The following is a 22,569-nucleotide window of genomic DNA, read 5'->3' as shown; positions in this document are numbered from 1 at the left end:
GTGTCCATGCTACACGTGCGTTCATGCACTCACAGCACAAGGATGGCCCGAAAGTCGTTGACGTTGGTGTGCGTGGGGCCGGTAACCACCAGGTCGCCCAGCGCGGAAAAGAATCCGTAGGCGTCGTTGCGCTGCTGGTGGCTCGCCAGACTCAGGCCCAGTGCGCTGGCGCGTGCCAGGGTGTCGGGGGATACGCGTGCGCCCGCGTTGTCTTCCATGCCGTCGATGCCATCGGTGTCTGCCGCCAGCGCCCACACGTCGGGCTGTCCTTGCAGGGCTTCGGCCACCCCCATGCAGAACTCACCGGCGCGCCCGCCGCGACCGCGCTGGTCAGCGGGGATATGGGCCGTTACCGTGACGGTGGTTTCGCCACCGCTGAGCAAGACACAAGGCCGCTGCAGGCTGCTGCGCTCCAGGGCAATGGCGCGGGCCATACCGCCGTGCATGCGGCCCACCTCGCGCGATTCGCCCTCGATCGCATCGCCCAGCAGGTGCACTGCCAGGCCTGCCGCGCTGGCTTTTTCTGCTGCAGCCTGTAGCGACTGCAAAGGGGTTGCCAGCAGATGTACGGGGTGCTCTGGCAGTCGTGCGTCTGCAGGCTTGGGGGTCTCCAGGTCGCCCCGGCGCAGCGCGGCTTCCACGCTTTGCGGAAGGGCGATGCCATAGCGGGAGAGGATGGCCAGTGCGTCGGCACAGGTGGTCTCGTCTGGCACGGTGGGGCCGCTGGCGATGACGGCGGGGTCATCGCCCGGCACATCGCTGATGGCCAGGGTGACCACCTGCGCAGGGGCGGAGGCAGCAGCGAGGCGCCCGCCCTTGATGCGTGACAGGTGCTTGCGCACACAGTTCATCTCGGTGATGTTGGCGCCGCTGTGCAGCAGCGCGCGGTTCAGGGCCTGCTTGTCCTCCAGCGTGAGGCCCTCACAGGGCAGCGTCAGCAGGGACGAACCACCGCCAGAAATGAGGCACAGCACCAGGTCCTCGGCCGTGAGGCCCTGGGTGAGGGCCAGCATGCGCTCTGCAGCGCGCAGGCCCGCTGCGTCGGGCACGGGGTGCGCGGCCTCGGCAATCTCGACGCGTGCGGGCACCCCTGGCGGGCGGGGTGGTGTGTGCCCGTAGCGTGTGACCACCAGGCCTGACAGCGCTGCATGCGGCGGCCACAGGGCCTCCAGCGCATGCACCATGGCCCCAGCGGCCTTGCCCGCGCCCAGCACCAGCGTGCGGCCCCTGGGTGGCGGCGGCAACGCCGCCGCCATGCCGTGAGCGGGCAGGGCGTGCTGCACCGCTGTATCGAACAGACCCCGAAGAAAGCCCGCAGGATCAGCGATGGAGACCATGCCCCCTGGCGTCATGCCAGCCATTGCTTGAACTGGGCGGCAATCTTCTCGGCCGAGATGCCGTAGCGGTCGTGCAGCGTGGGCAAGGCGCCCGCGTCCAGGAACGTATCGGGCAGCGCCAGCATGCGAAAGCGGGATGGCGTGACGCCCTCGCGCAGCAGCAGGCCTGCGACTGCCTCACCCAGCCCACCCACAGTGGAATGGTTTTCAGCCACCACAACCAGGCGGCCGGGCTTGCGCACCTCGGCCAGGATGGTGGCATCGTCCAGGGGCTTGATCGTGGGGCAGTGCAGAACGGCCACACCGATGTTGTCGTTGGCGAGTTGCTTGGCAACTTCCAGCGTGCGCATGGTCATAAAGCCGCTGCTGATCACCAGCACGTCGGCCCCCCCCCGCAGCAGCTTGGCCTTGCCCAGCTCGAAGGAGTAGTCGTATTCGTCCAGTACCAGCGGCACGTTGCCACGCAGCAGGCGCATGTAAACGGGGCCGGGGTGCTGTGCGATCTGCGGCACGGCCTGTTCGATGTCCAGTGCGTCGCAGGGGTCCACCACCGTGAGGCCGGGGATGGCGCGCATCATGGCCAGGTCTTCGGTGGCCTGGTGGCTAGGCCCGTAGCCGGTAGTCAGGCCGGGCAGGGCGCAGCAGATCTTGACGGGCAGGTTTTCCTCGGCGATGACCTGGTGGATGAAGTCATACGCGCGGCGTGTGCCAAACACCGCGTAGGTGGTGGCAAACGGCACCAGGCCAACCTTGGCCATGCCGCCTGCTGCGCCCATGAGCAGTTGCTCTGCCATGCCCATCTGGAAGAAGCGCTCAGGGTAGGCCTGCGCAAACAGATGCAGGTCGGTGTACTTGGCCAGGTCGGCGGTCATGCCCACCACTTCGGGGTGCGTGGCGGCGTATTCCACCAGGGCTTTGCCAAAGGGGGCTGCCTTCACGCGCTGGCCTTCGGCGGCGATGGAGGCAATCATGGCTGAGGTGGTCAGCCGGGGTTTTTTGTCGGTTGCTGCAGTGTTCATGGTGGGGACCCCGGGTTCATGGACGGTGGGCATCGAGCACATCGAGTGCCTGCTGCCATTCGGGCGGATCGACGCGGATGAAGTGGTTCTTGTCGCGCGCCTCCAGGAAGGGAATGCCCTTGCCCATGAGCGTGTCGCACAAAATCACCCGGGGCTTGGGTTCTGTCAGCTGGCGTGCCGTATCAAATGCGCGCACCACGGCTGGCAGGTGGTTGCCATCCACGCGCTGCACATGCCAGCCAAAGGCCGCCCACTTGTCGGTCAGCGGCTCAAAGCCCATGACCTTGCTCGACGGGCCATCCGCCTGCTGGTTGTTGATGTCTACGATGCAGATCAGGTTGCCCAGCCGGTGGTGGCTGGCAGACATGGCGGCCTCCCAGGTGGAGCCTTCGTCCAGTTCGCCGTCGGACATGGAGTTGTAGACAAACGCGGGGTTACCCCGGTGGCGCAGGCCCAGCGCCATGCCAACGGCAATCGGCAACCCCTGGCCCAGCGAGCCGCCCGACATCTCCATGCCCGGCGTGTAGGTGGCCATGCCAGACATGGGCAGGCGGCTGTCGTCGCTGCCATAGGTTTCCAGCTCTGATTCGGGGATGACCCCTGCCTCAATGAGTGCTGCGTAGAAGGCAATCGCGTAGTGGCCATGCGAGAGCAGGAACCGGTCGCGGCCGTCCCACTGTGGATCGTCGGCGCGCAGGTTCAGCGCGTGGGCGTAGGCTGTAGCCAGTACATCGGCATAGCCGAGGGCCTGCCCTACGTAGCCCTGCCCCTGCACCTCGCCCATGCGTACAGCGTAGCGCCGGATGCGCCATGCGGCTTGCGCGATGGCGGTCATTTTTTCCTGGGTAATGGACATGCTTTGAACTCCGAATGAAAGGCGTGCGTCACTTGAGGATCACGGCGGGGATGTAGGAAACGAGCAGCAGCACGCCCAGGGCCACCAGGTAGAACGGCCCCATGGCGCGCACCGTCTGCCCCACCTTGACCCGGGCCAGAGAGCTGGTGATGAACAGCGTGGTGCCTACGGGCGGTGTGTACAGGCCAATCGCCAGGTTCACGACCATCATGATCCCCAGCTGTATCGGGTCCATGCCGATGCTGTGCGCCAGCGGCAGGAAAACGGGGGTGAGCAGCAGCACGGCGGCAGGCAGGTCGATGAACATGCCCACGAAGAGCATCATCAGGTTCATCAGCAGGATCACCAGCCAGCCGGTGGTCACATGCTGGCTGACCCAGCCCACGATGCCCTGGGGCAGCTCATCGAACGTGAGCAGCCAGCCAATGGCCGAAGACGCCATGATCACCAGCAGCACCACGCCGGTGGCCACGCCCGCTTCGACGATGGCGGCGTTCAGGCGGCGCCAGCTCAGGTCGCGGTAAAGCAGGGCCGACACCCCGCCCGCATACAGTGCAGACAGCACGGCCACCTCGGTCGGTGTGGCCACCCCGAAGCGCAGAAACACCACGATGAACACCGGCAGCAGCACGGCCGGCGAGGCCAGCCACAGGTTGCGCACCATCTCGGCGCGCCGCAGCGTCGAGGTTTCGCGGGGCAGGTTCTTGCGCTTGCCCACCCACCAGCAGGCCACCATGAAGCCGCCGCACAGCAGCAAGCCGGGCAGGATGCCTGCGTAGAACAGCGCCGCAATCGATGTGTTGGACGACAGCGCAAACAGGATCAGCGGGATCGAGGGTGGAATGATGATGTCGATGGTGGCAGCCGATGCCAGAGACGCTGCCGAGAAAGGCATCGGGTAGCCCAGCTTGCGGTGCCAGGGCATGATCAGCGAGCCGATGGCCGAGGCATCGGCCACGGCCGAGCCCGAGACTCCGCCAAACAGCGTGGACGACAGCACGCTCACCTGGGCTGGCCCCCCGTGCCAGCGGCCCACGGTGGACGACAGCACGCTGATCAGCGCATTGCCCAGCCGTCCACCCATCATCAGTGCGCCGGTGAGCATGAAGAACGGGATGGCGATCAGCGGGAAGCTTTGCACCTGGGCCACCATCTGCTGCACCAGCAGGTCCAGCGGAACCCGGTCCGAGCTGAGCGCTGCCGCCAGGGCCGCAATCAGCAGGGCGTGGGCGATGGGAATGGCGGCCACAGCGCCAACGAGAAAGACGACAAGAATGAGTGCACTCATGGTGATCTCCTTGGGCGGTCAGCCCTGGGCGGTAGAAACACCACTGTGGGCGGTGGCCGCATCGGCGCCATACCTGGCGCAACGCCATGCAGACTGCAGGGCGAGCAGGGCGAGCAGCAGCATGGCGAACATCACGCAGCCGTAGGTAACCGACGACGGCACCTGCAGGATGGGTGATTTTTCGTCATGCACGATCTCCAGCAGGCTGTAGGTCGCCTTCGAAAGTGCGAGATACAGGCCAGACACCGCCAGCCAGCCTGCCGTGCCCAGCGCCCGCCGCGCACCGGCGGGCAAGGATTCCATCAGGAAGGTGGTGGCAATGTGCGAGCCGTGCAGTGCGGCCAGCACCACGCCAGCCATCACCAGCCAGGGGAACAGCAGCTCGGGCACTTCGTTGGCCCACTGCAGGCTGGCGCCAGTGCTGTAGCGCAGCAATGTGTTGGCGGTGAGGATGAGAAAGATGATGGTGGAGGTGATCCACAGCACGAGCTGGCACACGGCTGCAATCACCCGCTCCATCACGCCGGGGGCGTTGGGCAAGGACATGAGAGGTCTCCTGCCATGGCGCCCGAGCGGGCGGCCATGGCGCAAGGGGCAAGATGGCGTTCGTTACTGGGCGCGGGCAGTGGCGACTACCTGCTTCACGAATGCGCCGATGGGGCTCTGCTCCCACTTGGCGACCACGCTGGCGGTGGCTTTCTGGAACGAGGCCTTGTCCACGGTATCGATCTGCACACCTTTGGCCTTAAGGTCGGCGGCCAGCATGTCGTCGCTTTCCTTGGAGAGCTTGCGCTGCAATGCCGTGGCTTCGTTGGCGGCCTCCTGGACCAGCTTGCGGTCGGCTTCTGTCAGGCGGTCCCATGTGCGCTTGCTCATGAGGAAGGGCGTCATCTCGTACTTGTGGCCCGTGAGCGAGATGAATTTCTGCACTTCAAACAGTTTGCTGGCGTGCACATTCATCAGCGGGTTCTCCTGCCCGTCCACCACCCCTTGCTGCAAGGCCACATACAGCTCGGCAAACTTGATTTGTTGTGCCTCGGCACCCAGGCTTTGCATGATGTCCACCGTCACGGTGTCGGGCGGGGTGCGCATCTTCAGCCCGCGCAGATCTTCGGCCTTGAGCAGCGGGCGCTTGCTGTTGCTCATGTGGCGGATGCCGTTGTCCCAGTAGCCCAGCACCACCAGACCTTTTTCTGCAGACTTAGCTGCCAGCGCCTTGCCCATGGGGCCGTCCAGCGTTTTCCAGGCCTGTGGCAGGTCGGCAAACAGGAAGGGCATGCCAAACGCGGCGTATTCGGGGACTGTGTTGGCCACTGCGCCTTGCGAGTTGGCGGAGATATCCAGTGCGCCCGTGCGCAGGGCAGTCACCATGGCCGCATCATCCCCCAGCTGCGCGGACGGGGCTATGCTGACCTCGATGCGCCCACCGCTCTTGGCCTTGACGACCTCGGCGAACCGGACGGAGGCCTCGTGACGGGGGTTGCCTGCGGCGGCGCCATGCCCCAGCGTGAGCTTGATGGCGGGTTGCGCCATGACCGAGAGGGCTACGCCCAGCAGGGCCGATGCGAGCGCGGTGCGGCGCAGGAGTTTGAATGCTTGCATGGTTTGTCTCCGGTGATATTGCGGGCCTCTGCGGGCCTGATGGAAAAGCAAAGTTTTTTTGGAGGCGGAGCACCAGCTGCCGCCCCCGCGACATGCCAGCGCCCGCCAGGGCGGTCAGTGGATCAACATGCCGCCGTTCACATCGAGCGTGACGCCCGTGCAGTACTTGGCCAGGTCGCTGGCCAGGAAGACCACGCAGCCCGCCACGTCGTTGGGCTCGCCAATGCGGGCCAGCGGGATGCCGTCCAGGATGCCCTGGCGTTTGTCTTCAGGAATCTTGCCTTTGTTGATGTCGGTGGCGATCAGACCGGGCGTGACACAGTTCACGCGGATGTTGTTGCCGCCGTATTCGCGGGCCATGGCACGGGCCAGGCCCAGCACGCCCGCCTTGGCCGCCGAGTAGTGGGGGCCGCCCAGGATGCCGCCGCCGCGCTGCGCCGACACCGACGAGATGCAGACGATGGCGCCACTGTTCTGCGCCACCATGAACGGCAGCACGGCCTGCGAGGCGTAGAGCGTGCCGCGCAGGCTCACGTCCATGATGCGGTCGTAGTCGGCGCCCGTGATGTCCAGGAACTTCACCGGCTGCGTGATGCCGGCGTTGTTCACCAGAATGTCGATGCGGCCGTAGCGCGCCTGGATGGCTGCCGCCGCTGCCTCGCACGATGCCTTGTCGGTCACGTTGGCCACCAGGCCCAGGTGCTCGCTGCCCAACTGGGCGGCGGCGGCTTGCGGGTTGGCGCCCTCCAGGTCGAGGATCACCACCTTGGCGCCCTGTGCGGCCATCATGCGGGCCGTGGCAAATCCCAGGCCGTTGAGCCCTGCGCCGCCGGTGATGACGGCGACCTTGTCTTTGAGCAGCATTTGTGTCTCCTTGGGTGTACTGCGTTGCGATGGGCTGGATTCTGGAAGCCGGGGTCTTTGAAAACAAACGATATAAACTCACCCAAGATTTAATTCTGTTCATGTTGCGATGCAATAAATGAACAACTGTCATCCACATGATTCCTCCCCTGAGCGCCCTGCAGGCGTTTGAAGCCATTGCGCGCCGCAAGAGCTTTTCGCTGGCGGCGGGTGAGTTGCACCTCACCCCTTCGGCCGTCAGCCATCAACTGGCCAAGCTCGAAGGCCTGCTGGGCGTGCGCCTGTTCGAGCGCTCTGCGCGCGGTGTGGAGCTGACCCCGGCGGGGCAAAGCTACCTGCAGCGCGTGGCCAACGCGCTGGGGGCCATCAACACCGCCACCGAAAGCCTGCGCCACGGCATGCAGGACACGCTGCACCTGCACTGCAGCCCCAGCTTTGCCAGCCTGTGGCTCATGCCGCGCATCTCCCGATTCACGCGGCGGCACCCCGACATTGCGCTGTCGCTGTCGGCTTCGCATGTGCATTCGGACTTTCAGCTCGGCCTGGTGGACATCGATATCCGCTATGGCCTGCCTAACTGGCCCCACCTGGAAGTCGAAGCGGTGTTTGCCGAAAAGGTCATGCCGCTGGCCAGCCCTGAGTTCATTCGCACCCACGCCGTGCACACGGCGCAAGACCTGTTGCGCGTGCCGCTGATCCAGTCGGTGGTCAACGTGGCGCAGTGGCCTGACTGGTTTGCGCGGTTTTTGCCAGGCCAGCGGCCCGAGCGCATTGCGCTGCGGTTCGACCGCGCCATGATGAGCCTGGACGCTGCCGTGCAGTCGCTGGGTGTGGCGCTGGAAAGCACCAGCCTGGGCCAGGCCCTGATCGCCACCGGCCGCCTGCAGCCCGTGTTCGGCCCCGAGGTGGAGCTGGAGGTGCAGGCCCACTTCCTGGTCTACCCAGGGCGCCACGCCGCCCGGCCCGAGGTGCGGCGGTTTCTGGACTGGGTGCGTGAGGAGGCGCTGCAGTCCCAGGGGCGCTGAGATCGCCCAACCTGGGGTTGACGCGCTGCGGGTGGTGCAGTGCGTGGCGTGGATGAGCTGAATTCATGTATCCCTGAATAAACGTCGCTTGTCTTCATGCATTCGGGGGCAAAGAATCCGGGCTCATTCTTTTGCCACAACCACCCGGAGACAAGCGGCAGCCCCTGGCATGCCGCGCACCCCATGAGTGCCTACCCCCTGCAGCCCCTAGCGCATGCCATCCGCTTTTTGTCCATCGATGCCATCGTGCGTGCCACCGAGGGCCACCAGGGCGTGCCCCTGGGCATGGCTGAAATCGCTACGGCGCTTTACACCCAGCACCTCAAGCACCACCCCGCCGACCCCACCTGGTGGGACCGTGACCGCGTGGTGCTCTCCAATGGCCACGGCTCCATGCTGCTGTACTCGCTGCTGCACCTCACGGGCTACCAGGCCATCACGCTGGAGCAGATCCAGCGCTTTCGCGAGCTGGGTGCCATTTGCGAAGGCCACCCCGAGCGCAGCCCCGAGCACGGCATCGAGGTCACCACTGGCCCACTGGGACAGGGCATTGCCAACGCCTTCGGCATGGCCGTGGCCGAGGCCTACCTGCGCGCCCGCTTCGGCAGCAGTCTGGTGGACCATTTCACCTATGCCTTCGTGGGCGACGGTTGCCTGCAGGAGGGCGTGGGGCAGGAAATGATTTCGCTCGCCGGGCACCTGCAGCTCGGCCATCTGGTGCTGCTGTGGGACGACAACCTCATCACCGATGACGGCGCCACCTCACTGTCCATCAGCGAAAGCGTGCCCGACCGCTTCCGTGTGGCGGGCTGGCATGTGGAGGAGGTGGATGGCCACGACATCGACGCCGTATCGGCCGCGCTGACCCTGGCTCGCACCGACCCACGCCCCTCGCTGCTGGCTTGCCGCACTGTCATTGGCAAGGGCCTGCCACGTGTGCAGGGCCAGCGTGGTGGCCACAGCGCGCGGTTGTATGAGCAGGACGCTGACGAGGCGCGCGCGTTGCTGGGCTGGCCCCATGCGCCGTTCGTGGTGCCGCCCGATGTGCTGCAGGCCTGGCGCAACGCCGGGCAGCGCAGCACTGCGGAACACGCCGCCTGGCAGCAGCGCCTGCAGGTACTGTCAGCGCAAGAGCGCGAGGAGTTCTGCAGGGTGATGGAAGGGCGTTTGCCCACAGGCTGGCAGCAGGTGCTGCACGACTACAAGGCCTGCGCGCGGACCCAGCCCGAGGGCCAGGGCGGCATCCTGCTGTCGGCCGAGATCAATGACCTGCTGGCGCCTGTGCTGCCGGAGCGCATGGTGGGCTGTGCCGACCTGGAAGCGCCCACCAGCCACAAGCGCGGCCTGCGCGCCTTCACCGCCGCCGACCCAGGCGGTGCCTACGTGCACTGCGGCGTGCGTGAGCATGTGATGGGCTCCATGGCCAATGGCATGGCCGCGCATGGCGGGATTGTGCCGCTGAGCGTGACCTACCTCGCGTTCTCGGACTACGAGCGGCCCGCTATGCGCATGGCGGCCCTCATGGGCCTGCCGGTGAAGTTCGTGTTCAGCCACGACTCCATCGGCATTGGCAAGAACGGGCCTACGCACCAGCCGGTGGAAATCCTCGCGTCGCTGCGCGCCATGCCCAACATGTGGGTCATGCGCCCGGCCGATGGGGTGGAGGCTGCCGAATGCTGGGAGGCCGCTATGGCCCACACCACGGGCCCGGTGAGCCTGGTGTTTGCACGCCAGACCTTGCCACTGGTGCGCACGGGCGCAGAGACTGGCAACCTCAGCGCACGGGGCGGCTACGTACTGCACGAAGCCGCCTGCGGCCCGCGCGAAGTCACTTTGCTGGCCACCGGCTCGGAGGTGGCACTCGCCGTGGCCGCCCGCGACCTGCTGGAGCAGGGCGGTGTGGGCACCGCCGTGGTGTCGCTGCCCTGCTGGGAACTGTTTGACCAGCAGCCCGAAGACTACCGCCAGGCCGTGCTGGGCCGTGGTGTGCGCGTGGCCGTGGAGGCTGCCTGTCGCATGGGTTGGGACGCTTACCTGGGGGAGCGGGGCGGCTTTGTGGGCATGCGGGGCTTTGGCGCATCTGGCCCCGCGCCTGCGCTGTACCAGCTCTTTGGCATCACGGCCGAGGCCGTGGCCGCAGAGGCCCGCCGCCTCCGCTGCGCATGAACGGCCCGAACCATCCCAGACAGAGACCTCCCATGCACATCGTCTTTCTCGACCGCGACACCCTTTCTCCCACCACCCAGCTGCGCCGCCCTGCCTTTGAGCACACCTGGACGGAGCATGCCACCACCGCGCCAGCCGATGTGGCCGCACGCATCCGCGAGGCGGACATCGTGATCACCAACAAGGTGCGCATCACCGCCGAGGCGCTGGCCCAGGCGCCGCGCCTGCGCCTGGTGGCCGTGGCCGCCACCGGCACTGACAACGTGGACCTGGCGGCCTGCCAGGCCCGGGGCGTGGTGGTGAGCAACGTGCGCAATTACGCCACCCACACCGTGCCCGAGCACACCTTCGCGCTGATCTTTGCCCTGCGCCGCAGCCTGTGTGCCTACCGCGACGCGGTGCGCGCCGGGCGCTGGCAGCAGGCCGGGCAGTTCTGCTTTTTTGACCACCCCATTCGCGATCTGGCGGGTTCCACGCTCGGAGTGATTGGTGATGGCGCTTTGGGCCAGGCCGTGGCCACCATCGGGCGTGCGCTGGGCATGCGGGTGCTGATGGCAGCGCACAAAGGGCGCAGCGGCCAGGGCAGCCTGTACACGCCCTTCGAGCAGACCCTGCGCGAGGCCGATGTTCTCACGCTGCACTGTCCGCTCAACGCGCACACCCGCCACATGATCGGCGCGCCCGAGTTCGCACTGATGCAGCGGCGCCCTTTGCTCATAAACACCGCACGCGGCGGCCTGGTGGATGAACAGGCCGTGGGCCCTGCACTGCAGGCGGGGCAGATCATCGGCGCGGCCTTTGACGTGACGAGCGTGGAGCCGCCACCGCCCGATCACCCCTTCATGGCCCTTCTGGACCGGCCCGACTTTGTGCTCACGCCCCATGTGGCGTGGGCCAGCGCCGAAGCCATCCAGGCCTTGGCCGATCAGCTCATCGGCAACATCGAAGCCTGTGTGGCGGGCAACCCCGTGAACGTGGTGCTGCCGCGCGCCTGAGCCTGCGAAAGAGAGCTCAGGCGCTGAAAAACTGGCTCAGCGCCTGAGCGGTTTCTGTGGGCAATTGCTCGGGGATGAAATGCCCTGCAGGCACGGCCTGGCCTGTGACCACGCCCGCACACTGCGCTTGCCACAGTGCCAGCGGTTCAAACAACCGGTGCACCACACCGTGTTCGCCCCAGATCACCAGGGTGTCGCACGCGATCTTCTCGCCGCGCGCGCGGCCTTCGCGGTCGTGGTCCAGGTCGATGCCCGCGCTGGCGCGGTAGTCCTCGCAGGCGGTGTGGATGGCTTCGGGCGTGCAGAAGCAGCGCTCGTAGTCGGCCAGGGCCTGGGGCTCGATGTGGCCCAGGCCCGCGCTGCCCCAGCCGCCCAGCTTGGCGTGCAGGTAGGCCAGCGCGTTGCCGCCGATCATGGTCTCGGGCAGGGGCGCGGGCTGGATCAGGTGGAACCAGTGGTAGTAGGCGCGCGCAAACTCCATGTCGGTGCGGGCGTACATGTCGAGCGTGGGGGCGATGTCGATCACGCACAGCCTCTTCACGCGCGCGGCGTGGTCCAGCGCCAGGCGGTGGGCCACACGGCCGCCCCGGTCGTGCCCGCACAGGTAGAAGCTGTCGTGGCCCAGCGCGGTCATCACCTCGGCCATGTCCTGCGCCATGGCGCGTTTGCTGTAGTTGCTGTGGTCGGGTTGGCCGGGCGCGTGCGATGAGTCGCCATAGCCGCGCAGATCGGGCAGCACCAGAAAGTAGTCGCGCGCCAGTTGCTGCGCCACGCGGTGCCACAGCGCGTGCGTTTGCGGAAAGCCGTGCAGCAACAGCAGCGGGGGTGCACCCACGGTGCCGCCGGTGCGCACAAAAATCTCGGCGCCCGTGGTGGCGATGCGGTGGGTGGCGAAGCCTTCAAACCAGGGAGATGCAGTCGTCATGCGGTGAGGAGGTGAGGGAGAGATGGGACGGATGGGACGGATGGGGTGTCGCGCCGCGTTGGCGCCTCCGCCGGGCTCATTCCGTTTCCCAATCATTCGTGTCTAGGCGCGAAGCCGCAGACAGTGCTGTAGCACGGCAAGGCGAAGCAACAACGACACGGATGATTGGGAGACGGAATCAAGCGAGCAGGTGGCCCAGCAGCCGCTGCAGCGCATAGCGCAGCGTGGCCGCGCGGATGGCGGCGCGGTCGCCCCCGGCAAAGTGCTGCATCTCGCTGTGGGTTTCGCCGCCCACGCACCAGGCAAACCACACGGTGCCCACGGGCTTGGCGTCGCTGCCGCCCGTGGGGCCTGCCACGCCGGTCACGGCCAGGCTGACATGGGCGCGCGAGTGGGCCAGAGCGCCGTCGGCCATGGCGCGGGCCACGGCTTCGCTCACGGCGCCTTCTTGCTCGATGAGCGCGGCGGGCACGCCCAGCATCTCGGTCTTGGCGGCGTTGGAGTAGGTGACGAAGCCGCGCTCGAACCAGTCGCTTGCGCCCGCGAGGTCGGTGCAGGCCGCAGCGATCATGCCGCCGGTGCAGCTTTCAGCCGTGGCCAGCATGCGCCGCTGCTTCACCAGTTGCAGAGAAATCTGGGTCAGATTGGCCTCTAGCGCCGATGTATCCAGCGCTAGTTGCTCTTGATTGGATAGCGATTTGATCGTCATCAAAACCTCCACACTGCAATGACCAGCAAGGTACAGAAGGCTGCCACAAAGTCGTCCCACAAGATACCCCAACCGCCGCGCCAGCCAAAGCCCTTGAACAGGCTGTCGGCCCAGCCCACGGGGCCGGGCTTGGCCGCATCAAAAAAGCGGAACAGTGCAAAGGCCACGAGCTGCCCCCAGAACCCCATGGGCATGGCCAGCCACAGCACCAGCCAGAAGGCCACCACCTCGTCCCACACGATGCTGCCCGGGTCGGCCACCGCCATGTGGCGCGCCGTGGTGGTGCAGGCCCACCAGCCCACCACGGTGCTGGCGGCAATCAGCCAGCCCATGTGTTGCGGCGACAGCCATTGCTGTAACACCAGGTAGGCCAGCCACGCCCACAGCGTGCCCACGGTGCCCGGCGCCTTGCGCGACAGCCCCGCACCAAAGCCCAGGGCGATGAAGTGGGCCGGGTGGCCCAGCAGGAAGGCCACGGTGGGGCGGCGGGGGGCGGAGGAGGGTGAAACAATGGGCATATCAACAATCAACGGGACGTCGCGTCATCCACTAGCTTATGCAACTGGCGCGACCCAGGCCAGCACCCCCGCGCAAGGGCCGCCCCGCCGCGAAGGCGGCGTATCCAGCCTTTGCGCTGGGGGAGGGCCCTCCCGCGCAGCGAGAGAGGGGGAAGGCGCGAAGCGCCTCAGGGGGGCGCTTCATCTACTGGCGTTCTAGCAGCTCAATGTCCTTGGGATAGCGGATGGTGTGCTCGGCGCTGAACTGCGCCGTGGCGCCCGCCGCCAGCGGCTGCTGCCAGGACACGGTGCCGGGCGTGCGGTTCCAGACGGTGTCGGCGGGCTGGGGCTGGTAGCGCGACTCGACCTCGATCTTCTCGTTGCGCGAGACCGGCGATGCATGCAGCACCTGCAGCGTGATGGCCGTCTTGTGGCGGTTTTCCACGCTGTAGGCCCGGCGCGTCTTGCGTTCCACGCGCGATCCGGTAAAGCCGCTGCTGCCCGTCAGATCCTGCACGGGTTCGGCCCGCACGGCGACCAGTTCATCGCGGCCGAACGACAGGCTGGTGCTGCCCGCCGGGGCACCCGCGCTGGGCGCGCCAAAGTCGATGCGGCCGTTGCCCACAAAGGCGCCGTCGCGGTACAGGCCCGCTGCACCTGCGGGCCATACACCGGGCGGCTGTGCAATCTGCGCGACCAGATAGGCCGCTTCTTCCATGGCGGGTGCCGTGCGCGTGATCAGCGTGGCGGGGGCGCTGTGGCTGCCGAGCGCCAGCGTCACGCGCTGGCCGCTGGAAGGCACGGTGATGCGCTGGGGCACGGCGAACTCGGTGGCAAATCCCTTGTCGAGGGCGCTCACGTCAAACGTGGGCATGGCCTCTTCGGCGGCATTGCGGGACCGGGACAGTGGCGCCATGGCAGGCGCTGGTGCAGGCATCATGGCCACGGCGGCCGCCTGAGTGCCCGCGCCTTGCGGCGGCGGCGCGACATTCAGCCACCAGGGGCGTGGCAGCTGCCCCTGCGTGGCGCGCCCGGGCTGACCAGTGGAGAGCGTGAGCTGCACGCCTGCCCAGTCTTCACCACTGTTCTGCGCCACCAGCGCCTGGCGCTCGATCAGCACCGTGGATTTGTTCGCATCCAGCGTGGCCCGGTAGCTGGGCTGCCAGCCGGGGCCGCGCACCTGGTAGGAAAGGCGCAACTCGGCCTCGCGCTCGGCGGCCAGGTTGATGCTGACCGACACCACCCGCGCACGCTGGCTGGCCACGCGGTCGCGCTCGGCCACCAGGGGTTTGAGTGCCAGTTCCAATGCCTCCTGCTTGCGCTGGAGCTGGTGCGCGCGTGCAGCGCTGTCCTGCCCGGACTTGCGCAGCACCTCGGCGGTGGCGGTGATCTGTGCGGGCGTTGGGGTGGCGGCACGGGGGGCGGTGCTGGCAGGCGCTGGCGCCTCCGATCCCGCGCCGGTTTGGGCCACGCTGCGCAGGTAGCCATCCACCAGCTGCAGGGCCGAGGCCTCGGCCTTCACCCCGGCGATCTGGTCCTCCAGCTCACGGATGCGGCCGTCCAGCGGGCTGGCGCAGCCTGCCGCCACATCGCGGTCCTCGGTGAGCACATTGAACTCGCCCACGCGCACGGCGGGGTCGGCATTGATCTGCAGGCTCTGCACATCCAGTGACGCGGGCAGGCAGGCCAGCGTGAGGCTGCGCGCGCCAGCGGCCACCTTGGCCACGCGCTCCACCGTGGCGCTGCCGGGGTAGACGGTGACGCGGGCGATGCGGGAGGTGTCTTGGGCTTGGGCGGCGGGCGTGGCGCAGACCAGCAGCAATGTTGCGACAGTCGCGGGTAAGAACCGGATTGAAGAGCGGTGGATCACGTAGTTCCTCGGCGCGTGAGGGATGGGGACGCCATGCTAGCAGCGATAGCCACAGCGGCCGCTGCTGGTTTTCGGGCCATCAGCGTGTCATGCGATATTCGCCGCAGCGAACCTCACGCTACCGTGAGTGAAAGAGGGAGACGCCTTTGGCGATAGACACTGACCGTACAAGGAAAGAGCTGGAAATGCTTCCAGATTCTCCGCAAAAGTTGCAAGCGCTGGCGATGCTGGATGAAGCCCAACGCGCGGATCAGCGCTTGCGCGACTCCTTGGACCTACTGATCGACAAGCTGGAACTCCTGCGGCCGACGCCGCGAGAGCAGGTGCTTTACAAGCTCTTGCCCTGGTTATCTGCAATAGCGGGATTGTTCGCACTGTATGTGGGGCTGGATGCCATGTATAGCGGTGAATATTGCTGGCGCAACCGTGGCGGGGCTACGGGCTGTGAGAAGGGCCTTCGTGCTCAACTGCAAGGGGCTGGCGTGGCGTGTGTTGGGCTCGCTCTGGTGGCGTTGCCGGTTCCATGGGGGCGCTGGCGGCTTGCCGTCTTTTGGATGGTCGGAGTGGGGTTGGCTATTTCGTTCATGGCCTACCTGGCCGTGCCCTTTTTTGACTGACGACGACCGCTTCCGTCCGGGGGCTGGATGTTCGACAAGTGGCTTGTCGCTCTGGTCTTCTGCGCTTGACCTTTGCGTGCTCATTGCCTGAACACCCGGGGTCGGCTGTCCTGGTGATGGCGTGCGCCTACAGCACCCCAGGCACCTCCGCCGCCAAAAAGTCATACACCGCCCTGATCTTGCGGCTGGTGCGTATCTCGCGGTGCACTGTCAGCCAGATGGGCAGATCAGGCAGCGGCAACTGGGGCAGCACCGCCACCACGTTCGGGTCGGTGCGGGCCATGTAGTTGCCCACAAAGCCAATGCCCAGCCCGGCGCGTACGGCCTCCCAGTAGGCCATGAGGTCGTCGGTGCGAAACGCAAAGTGCTGGCGTTCCACGGGGTAGCCCATGGCGGCAAAACCTTGCTGGATGTCTTCGTGCCGGTCGTTGCCCACCAGCTCGTGCTGCAGCAGGTCGGGCGGTTGGCGGGGCGTGCCCTTGCGGCGCAGGTAGTCGCGGTGGGCATAGGCGCCCAGCGTGACGGCGCCGATGCGCTTGGCCACCAGGCTGGCCTGGTCGGGGCGCACCATGCGCAGCGCAATGTCGGCCTCGCGCCGCAGCAGGTTGGTGACCTGGTTGCTGGCTACCAGCTCCACCTGCACCTCGGGCAGCGCCTGGCGCATGCGCGCCAGCACGGGCGGCAGCAGCACGCAGGCCACGGGCTGGCTGGCGGTGATGCGCACGGTGCCGCTCACCCCCTCCTCGGCGCCCGACACGCTGCGGGCCAGCTGGTGGGCGCCCATCTCCATGGCGCGGGCCGATTCGGCCAGCCGCAGCGCCGTGGCGGTGGGCAGCAGGCCACGCCCGGTGCGCTCGAACAGCACCACGCCCAGCTGCGATTCCAGCTCGGCAATGTGGCGGCCGATGGTGGGCTGGCTGGCGTTGAGTGCGCGTGCGGCGCCCAGCAGGCTGCCCTGGTCGAGCGCGGCCAGGAAGGACTGCACGAGGCTCCAGTCAAAGGTCTGGTTCATGGCGATAGCGTGCCTGCGAAAGGGTCACAGCGGGGTGGTTAGATATATTCATATTTGCATTGCTGGTATGAATGATTGACCAATTGTGTAACGGTGCCTGCGTTTTCACAATCGCTCCATCCCTTGTGAATGGAGCCCCGGCATGACCCCTCATCCCTTTTCTCCCACCGCTGGTGAACAGCCGCCCACCGTGCTGATCCTGGGCGCCCGCGGCCGCCTGGGCCTGGCCGCCACCCGCGCGTTTGCACAAGCAGGCTGGCAGGTGCTGGCCCAAGTGCGGCCCGGCGCGCAGCGCGCCACCCTGCCCGCCATCGCCGGGGTGTGGTGGCTGCCCGTGGCGGTCGATGACACTGCTGCGCTGGCCGCCCAGGCGCGGGGCGCGCAGGTGGTGGTGCATGCGCTCAACCCCGCCTACACCCACAAGGCCTGGCGCGAAGAGGCCCCCGCATTGATGGAGGCGGCCATCGCCGTCACCCGCCAGCTGCGCGCCACGCTGGTGCTGCCGGGCAACGTCTACAACTTTGGCGAAGCCATGCCGCCCGTGCTGCGCGAGGACACACCCCAGGCCGCCACCGGTTTCAAGGGCCGCATGCGGGTGCAGCTGGAGCAGCGCCTGCAAGCCGCCACGCAAGGGGGCGAGATGCGCGCCGTGGTGCTGCGCGCTGGGGACTTCTTTGGCAGCGGCACCGGCAGCTGGATCGACCAGGCCATCGCCAAGGACCTGCCCCGGGGCCGCGTCACCTGGCCCGGCCCGCTGGACGTTGCCACGCCCTGGGCTTATCTGCCCGACCTGGCCCGCACGCTGGTGCGCGTGGCGCAGGAGCGGCACCGTCTGGCCGCTTTCGAGTGCCTGCACTTCGCAGGCCACCAAGTCACCGCGCAGCCATGGCTGCGCAGCTTCACGGCCATTGCGGCAGAGCAGGGCTGGCTGCCCGCGACCGGCGCGCTGCGGGTGGGGCAGTTGCCCTGGCTTGTGCTGCGCTTGGCCGGCGTGGTGGCACCCACATTCGCATCGCTGGCGGCCATGCGTTACCTGTGGATCACGCCGCACCGACTGGACAACACCCGCCTGCGCACCCTGATCGGCGACGAACCCCACACCCCGTTCGACCAGGCCGTGCGCCAGGCGCTGGCAGACCTAGGGCTGGTGGCCATTCGTACGCCCCGCGCCGCGCTGGCCTGACAACACAACCGTTGAATCACTGGAGCACTCTCATGAACCGTCGCAACTTCATTCGCTTGGCCGGTGGCGGCACCATTGCCGCTGCCACGGCGGGCTCGCTGGCCGCCTGTGGCGCACTGGGCTCGCACTATCCCGCCGAGGCGGTGGAGGCCTGGAACGGCCCGGTGGGCGAGACCGACCTGCGCCGCCGCGCCGTGGCCTACGCCATCACCGCGCCCAACCCGCACAACCTGCAGCCCTGGCTGGTGGACCTGCGCGAGCAGGGCGTGATCACCCTGCGCACCGACCGCGAGCGCGTGCTGCCCCACACCGACCCTCTGGGCCGCCAGATCCTCATCGGCCACGGCGCGTTTCTGGAACTGCTGGTAATGGCACTGGCCCAGCAGGGCGTGGCCAGCCAGGTGCAACTGTGGCCGCAGGGCGAGTTGCCCACGGCGCTGAAAGACTGGGACGAGCGCCCTGTGGCGCGCATCACGCTCCAGCCCGGCGGTCAGCCCGACCCGCTGTTTGCCCAGGTGCTGCAGCGTCGCACGCCCAAGACCGATTTCGACACCACCCGCCCCGTGGCGCCTGAGTTGCTGGCCCGCCTGCTGGTCAGCGCCTCGGCCTCGGGGCAGACCGCGCTGCGCGTGGGCGGCACCGTGTCGGCCGAGCAATTGCCCGCATTGCGCATGCTGTGCTGGGAGTCTGCCCAGGTCGAGCTGCTCACGCCGCGCACCATGATGGAAAGCATCCACCTCACCCGCGTGGGCCCGGCGGAGATCCTGCAGCACCGCGACGGCATCTCGATCAACTCGCCCTTTGTGCGCGCCGTGGCCGCGCTGGGCATGTTCGACCGCACCCAGCCCCCGGCCGAAGGCAGCGCCGCCTACAAAAGCGCCATGGGGCGTTTTGAGGGCCACAGCCGCACGGCTATGGGGTTTGTGTGGATCACCGGCCCCAACACGCGCAGCGACCAGGTCCAGGCCGGGCGGGCGTATGTGCGCCTGCAGCTGCAGGCCACCGCGCTGGGCGTAGGCATGCACCCCATGAGCCAGGCCCTGCAGGAGTTTGCCGAGATGGCGCCGCACTACGAACGGGTGCACCAGCTGGTGCTGGGCCAGCCCGCGCCGCGCACGCCGCGCGATGCCACGGTGCAGATGTTCTGCCGCATGGGCTATGCACCCGACCCGGCGCCTGCCACGCCGCGCAGGGCGCTTGCGAAATTTGTACGGACGTGAGTTCGAGTCCGGCTGTCCTCTGCGCTGAGGGCTGATGCAGATCAACCTTCGGCGACAGGGGGCGGCGCTTTGCCGCTGCTTCACACGCCGTTCAGGTGGCGTTCATCGCAGATTTCTACAGTTGCTGCATTGCAACAAATGGTGGACTGGCGATGTGGAAGAAGGTTTTGGGCGGCGCCCTGGCGCTGGCAGGTGCGGCTTGGCTGATGGCACTGTGGGGGCCGCAGCCAGCGCCGCCGGCGTGGGGCGATGTGTGGTGGTGGCGCAACCAGCTGATCCTGCTCACCGGGGTGGCGGCCTGGGCGCTGATGTCGTTGATCATGGTGCTGGCCGTGCGCCCCGCGTGGCTGGAGAAGCCGCTTGGCGGCCTGGACAAGAGCTACCGCCTGCACAAGTGGGCGGGCATCGGGGCCATCGTGCTGGCGCTGCTGCACTATGGGCTGCAACTGTCGCGCAGCCTGCTGGCCGCCTGGGTGGGGCGCCCGGTGCGCGCGCCGCGTGCGGACTGGTGGCTCAACACCTTTCGCCACCTGGCCGAGGAGATGGGGGAATGGGCGGTGTGGTTCCTCGCGGCCATGCTGGTCATCACGCTGTGGCAGCGGTTTCCGTACCACGTGTGGCGCTACCTGCACAAGCTGCTCGCGGTGGTGTACCTGGTGCTGGCGTTTCATGCCGTGGTGCTGACGCCGCCCGCCTGGTGGGCGCAGCCTGCGGGTGTGCTGGTGGGCCTGTGCACGCTGGTGGGGGTGTTGTGCGCCGTGCGCTCGCTGGCCGGGGCCATCGGGCGCAGCCGCCGCCATGTGGCCCGCGTGGTGAGCGTGTCGCCGCAAGGGGCCCGCGTGCTGGAGGTGACTTGCCTGGTCCGCCCCGCCAGCGCCTGGCGGCACACGGCAGGGCAGTTTGCGTTTGTCACGTTTGGCAAGGCCGAAGGCGCGCACCCTTTCACCCTGCTCAACGCCGACCAGGGCGACGGCACGCTGCGTTTTGCGATCAAGGCGCTGGGCGATCACACGGGGCAATTGCCTTTGCAAGTGCAGCCGGGCCAGCGGGTGGACATCGAGGGGCCGTATGGCTGTTTTGACCTTCGCAGCGACAGCGCGCCCGAGCAGGTGTGGGTGGCTGCGGGCATTGGCGCCACGCCGTTCATGGCCTGGTTGGAGTCGCTGCAATCCACGCCCGCGCTGGCGCCCCGGGTGCACCTGCACTACTGCGTGCGCCATGTGGGTGAGGCGGTGTTTGCCGAGCGCATGGCTGCGCTGTGCGCCCACCTGCCCAGCGTGACGCTGGAGATTCACTACAGCGACGACGCAGGACCCGTGACACCGGCTGCATTGCTGGCGGGCACCAGCCCGGCGGCGAGTGTGTGGTTCTGCGGGCCGCAGGGGTTTGCCGAAGCCGTGCGCCAGGGCATGGAGCACCTGGGGCGCCCATCTGCGCGCTTCCATCAGGAGCTGTTTCAGATGCGCTGAGGTAGGTTCTCTGCGCCGCAGCGCTATGTGGCGCCCGCGCGGTCCGTGGGCACCAGGTACTCCCGCACCAGCGCCCGCGCACGGTGCAGGCGGCTCTTGGCGGCCTCGCGCGTCACGCCCAGTCGTTCGCTCATCTCTTCGATGGTCAGCTCCTCGAAGTCACGCAGCAGCAGCGCCTCGCGGTAGATGTGCGGCAGCGAGTCGATGGCCAGGGCCAGGTCGTGGCGCAGCTCGTGGTCGGGGCGGTGCGACCAGGCGAGGTTGTCCTCCACCTGCGCCAGCGGCTCGCCCTTGAGCCAGGCCAGCATGGGGCGCATGCACAGCCGCTGCACGATGCGCACCACCCAGCCGCCGAATGCCGCCACCTCGCGCAGTGCGCCCACGCGGCGGTAGACGATGATGAGGGCCTCCTGCACCACGTCGTCCGTCGCGGTGGTGGCCGCGCAGTGGCGCAGCGCATAGCGGCGGATGTCGGGGCGGGTGAGGCGCAGCAGCTGCTCCATGGCCGCTGCGTCACCGCTGCGTGCGGCGGGCAGCAGCTGGGCCACGGTGGGGGCTGGGTGGGTGGTGGCCATGGGAGGTCACTCGACAGGCTTGCGGCCCACCATGGCACAGGCGGGGCAGTAGCCGAACGCGCCGCTCAGGATGCTGCCCACGCCCGAGGCGGCCAGCGCCAGGCCCAGCGGCGATGCGGCCAGCCACCACAATCCGGCGGCGATGAGGGCCACGCCCCCCACAACGCGCAGCAGGCTTTCGGGGCGGGTGATGTTCTTGCGGTACAGCATGGTGATTAGCTCCTTGGTGGGGTGACGAAGGCGCCAGCACAGGGCGCCTTCCCCACCAAGAGCAGCCGGTTGCGCAAAAGGATTCATGGTTTGCAAAAAATTTTTGCTGGCCACCATCCCTCACCGGAAATGGTCGAACGAGGCATAGTGGTTTTCCACCGCCTGTCCCTGTGCGTCCACCAGCTGCAGGCCGGGCTCGGCCAGCACCGTGCCGATGCGCGTGACGGGCGTGCCGCTGGCTTGCGAGGCGGCGGCTACGGCATCGCGCCGTGCGGGCGGGGCGGTGAAGGCCAGTTCGTAGTCATCACCGCCCGCCAGGGTGCATTGGCGGAAAAATTCAAGGTCAAAATGGCCGTTTCCGCGCGATGGACATGCCTTTTCAACTATCAAATTGGAAGTAATGTGGGTATCGATGCGCGCGCCCACGCCCGAGGCCTTCAGGATGTGCGACAGGTCGCCCAGCAGGCCGTCGGAGAGGTCCATGGCGCTGCTGGCCACGCCGCGCAACTGCAGGCCCAGGGCCACACGCGGCGTAGGGCGCTCCAGCCGCTCTCGCGCGCGGGCCAGCACCTCGGCGGGTAGGGCGATATGGCCGAGCAGCGCCTCCAGCGCCAGCCGGGCGTCGCCCAGCGTGCCGCTTACATAGATGTCGTCACCGGGCCGTGCGCCGCTGCGCAGCAGGGTCTGGCCGGTGGGCACCTCGCCAAACACGGTGATGCAGATATTGAGCGGGCCCTGCGTGGTATCGCCGCCCACCAGTTCGCAGCCATGGGCATCGGCCAGCGCCAGCAGCCCGCGCGAGAAGCCTGCGAGCCACGCTTCATCCACCCGGGGCAGCGACAGGGCCAGGGTGAAAGCGAGCGGCTTGGCGCCGCAGGCCGCCAGGTCCGACAGGTTCACGGCCAGCGCCTTGTGGCCCAGGGCTTCGGGGTCCACGTCGGCAAAAAAGTGGCGGCCTTCTACCAGCATGTCGCTGGAGACGGCCAGTTGCATGCCGGGCGCGGGCGCGATCAGCGCGCAGTCGTCGCCCACACCCAGGGCCGCCTTGCGCACGGGACGGGTGAAGTAGCGGGCAATCAGGTCGAACTCACCCATGGCAATGCTCGGCAATCCAGAAAAGGTCAAAAAGG

The 22,569-nt window shown here is 67.6% G+C and carries 22 protein-coding genes; 7 read left to right on the top strand and 15 right to left on the bottom strand.

The genetic code is table 11. The features are described 5' to 3' along the window. Window positions 1-29 precede the first annotated feature (29 nt). The 7 genes from ACSQ3O_RS24680 to ACSQ3O_RS24650 all read right to left on the bottom strand — a co-directional run bounded on the left by ACSQ3O_RS24680 (window position 30) and on the right by ACSQ3O_RS24650 (window position 6,966). On the bottom strand, window positions 30-1,337 hold the full coding sequence (locus tag ACSQ3O_RS24680; protein WP_436140788.1) for a glycerate kinase type-2 family protein: 1,308 nt from the start codon (window positions 1,335-1,337) through the stop codon (window positions 30-32). 11 nt (window positions 1,338-1,348) lie between these two features. Further along, window positions 1,349-2,356: a transketolase family protein gene (locus tag ACSQ3O_RS24675; protein WP_436140787.1), complete on the bottom strand. Its 1,008-nt coding sequence runs from the start codon at window positions 2,354-2,356 to the stop codon at window positions 1,349-1,351. Window positions 2,357-2,372: 16 nt separating this feature from the next. After that, window positions 2,373-3,212, bottom strand: a complete 840-nt coding sequence (locus ACSQ3O_RS24670; RefSeq protein WP_436140786.1) for a transketolase — start codon at window positions 3,210-3,212, stop codon at window positions 2,373-2,375. A 28-nt stretch (window positions 3,213-3,240) separates the two neighbouring features. Further along, window positions 3,241-4,500 carry a TRAP transporter large permease gene (locus tag ACSQ3O_RS24665; RefSeq protein ID WP_436140785.1) on the bottom strand — a complete coding sequence of 420 codons (1,260 nt, stop codon included), beginning with the start codon at window positions 4,498-4,500 and terminating at the stop codon, window positions 3,241-3,243. 18 nt (window positions 4,501-4,518) lie between these two features. Continuing rightward, complete coding sequence (locus tag ACSQ3O_RS24660; protein ID WP_436140784.1) at window positions 4,519-5,046, bottom strand: TRAP transporter small permease; 528 nt, start codon at window positions 5,044-5,046, stop codon at window positions 4,519-4,521. Window positions 5,047-5,109: 63 nt separating this feature from the next. Next, window positions 5,110-6,102, bottom strand: a complete 993-nt coding sequence (locus ACSQ3O_RS24655) for a TRAP transporter substrate-binding protein (protein ID WP_436140783.1) — start codon at window positions 6,100-6,102, stop codon at window positions 5,110-5,112. Between the two features lie 114 nt (window positions 6,103-6,216). Next, complete coding sequence (locus tag ACSQ3O_RS24650) at window positions 6,217-6,966, bottom strand: SDR family NAD(P)-dependent oxidoreductase (RefSeq protein ID WP_436140782.1); 750 nt, start codon at window positions 6,964-6,966, stop codon at window positions 6,217-6,219. A 137-nt stretch (window positions 6,967-7,103) separates the two neighbouring features. Between ACSQ3O_RS24650 and ACSQ3O_RS24645 the strand changes: the two genes are divergently transcribed. From ACSQ3O_RS24645 to ACSQ3O_RS24635, 3 genes are all read left to right on the top strand, one after another. Then, the gene (locus ACSQ3O_RS24645; protein WP_436140781.1) at window positions 7,104-7,991 is read left to right on the top strand and encodes a LysR substrate-binding domain-containing protein; all 888 of its coding nucleotides are present in this window, start codon (window positions 7,104-7,106) and stop codon (window positions 7,989-7,991) included. 183 nt (window positions 7,992-8,174) lie between these two features. After that, complete coding sequence (locus tag ACSQ3O_RS24640; RefSeq protein ID WP_436140780.1) at window positions 8,175-10,157, top strand: transketolase family protein; 1,983 nt, start codon at window positions 8,175-8,177, stop codon at window positions 10,155-10,157. A gap of 32 nt (window positions 10,158-10,189) precedes the next feature. After that, window positions 10,190-11,152, top strand: coding sequence for a D-2-hydroxyacid dehydrogenase (locus tag ACSQ3O_RS24635; protein ID WP_436140779.1), 963 nt, complete (start codon window positions 10,190-10,192; stop codon window positions 11,150-11,152). A 16-nt stretch (window positions 11,153-11,168) separates the two neighbouring features. On the opposite strand, the gene ACSQ3O_RS24630 is transcribed toward ACSQ3O_RS24635, so the two are convergent. From ACSQ3O_RS24630 to ACSQ3O_RS24615, 4 genes are all read right to left on the bottom strand, one after another. After that, the gene (locus ACSQ3O_RS24630) at window positions 11,169-12,077 is read right to left on the bottom strand and encodes an alpha/beta fold hydrolase (protein WP_436140778.1); all 909 of its coding nucleotides are present in this window, start codon (window positions 12,075-12,077) and stop codon (window positions 11,169-11,171) included. A 178-nt stretch (window positions 12,078-12,255) separates the two neighbouring features. After that, complete coding sequence (locus ACSQ3O_RS24625; protein ID WP_436140777.1) at window positions 12,256-12,786, bottom strand: CinA family protein; 531 nt, start codon at window positions 12,784-12,786, stop codon at window positions 12,256-12,258. Then, the gene (locus tag ACSQ3O_RS24620; RefSeq protein ID WP_436140776.1) at window positions 12,786-13,304 is read right to left on the bottom strand and encodes a phosphatidylglycerophosphatase A family protein; all 519 of its coding nucleotides are present in this window, start codon (window positions 13,302-13,304) and stop codon (window positions 12,786-12,788) included. Before ACSQ3O_RS24620 ends, ACSQ3O_RS24625 begins: the two co-directional genes overlap by 1 nt. Before the next feature lie 184 nt (window positions 13,305-13,488). Next, entirely contained in the window at window positions 13,489-15,135 is a 1,647-nt protein-coding gene (locus ACSQ3O_RS24615; protein WP_436141171.1) for a DUF4139 domain-containing protein, read from the bottom strand. Between the two features lie 164 nt (window positions 15,136-15,299). Between ACSQ3O_RS24615 and ACSQ3O_RS24610 the strand changes: the two genes are divergently transcribed. Beyond that, window positions 15,300-15,770 (top strand): hypothetical protein, encoded by a 471-nt coding sequence (locus ACSQ3O_RS24610; RefSeq protein WP_298458127.1) that lies wholly within the window; start codon window positions 15,300-15,302, stop codon window positions 15,768-15,770. A gap of 127 nt (window positions 15,771-15,897) precedes the next feature. Here ACSQ3O_RS24610 and ACSQ3O_RS24605 read toward each other — a convergent pair whose 3' ends face one another. Then, window positions 15,898-16,782, bottom strand: coding sequence for a LysR family transcriptional regulator (locus ACSQ3O_RS24605; RefSeq protein ID WP_436140775.1), 885 nt, complete (start codon window positions 16,780-16,782; stop codon window positions 15,898-15,900). 142 nt (window positions 16,783-16,924) lie between these two features. On the opposite strand from ACSQ3O_RS24605, the gene ACSQ3O_RS24600 reads away from it, so the two are divergent. From ACSQ3O_RS24600 to ACSQ3O_RS24590, 3 genes are all read left to right on the top strand, one after another. Beyond that, window positions 16,925-17,965 (top strand): NAD-dependent epimerase/dehydratase family protein, encoded by a 1,041-nt coding sequence (locus ACSQ3O_RS24600; RefSeq protein WP_436140774.1) that lies wholly within the window; start codon window positions 16,925-16,927, stop codon window positions 17,963-17,965. A 32-nt stretch (window positions 17,966-17,997) separates the two neighbouring features. After that, window positions 17,998-19,185: an Acg family FMN-binding oxidoreductase gene (locus ACSQ3O_RS24595; RefSeq protein ID WP_436140773.1), complete on the top strand. Its 1,188-nt coding sequence runs from the start codon at window positions 17,998-18,000 to the stop codon at window positions 19,183-19,185. Window positions 19,186-19,337: 152 nt separating this feature from the next. Continuing rightward, window positions 19,338-20,654 (top strand): ferredoxin reductase family protein, encoded by a 1,317-nt coding sequence (locus ACSQ3O_RS24590; RefSeq protein ID WP_436140772.1) that lies wholly within the window; start codon window positions 19,338-19,340, stop codon window positions 20,652-20,654. 23 nt (window positions 20,655-20,677) lie between these two features. On the opposite strand, the gene ACSQ3O_RS24585 is transcribed toward ACSQ3O_RS24590, so the two are convergent. The 3 genes from ACSQ3O_RS24585 to thiL all read right to left on the bottom strand — a co-directional run bounded on the left by ACSQ3O_RS24585 (window position 20,678) and on the right by thiL (window position 22,534). Continuing rightward, window positions 20,678-21,229, bottom strand: a complete 552-nt coding sequence (locus ACSQ3O_RS24585) for an RNA polymerase sigma factor (RefSeq protein ID WP_137747503.1) — start codon at window positions 21,227-21,229, stop codon at window positions 20,678-20,680. Window positions 21,230-21,235: 6 nt separating this feature from the next. Further along, entirely contained in the window at window positions 21,236-21,439 is a 204-nt protein-coding gene (locus ACSQ3O_RS24580) for a YgaP family membrane protein (RefSeq protein WP_010466405.1), read from the bottom strand. Window positions 21,440-21,559: 120 nt separating this feature from the next. Further along, window positions 21,560-22,534, bottom strand: a complete 975-nt coding sequence (thiL, locus tag ACSQ3O_RS24575; protein ID WP_137747504.1) for a thiamine-phosphate kinase — start codon at window positions 22,532-22,534, stop codon at window positions 21,560-21,562. Between the last annotated feature and the right edge of the window lie 35 nt (window positions 22,535-22,569).

Origin of the sequence: Acidovorax sp. LjRoot74 (genome assembly GCF_964254355.1) — a bacterium.
Taxonomy (GTDB): Bacteria; Pseudomonadota; Gammaproteobacteria; order Burkholderiales; family Burkholderiaceae_C; genus Acidovorax.
The sequence above is the reverse complement of the archived record's forward strand: the minus strand, read 5'-3'. Positions and strand labels throughout refer to the sequence as shown.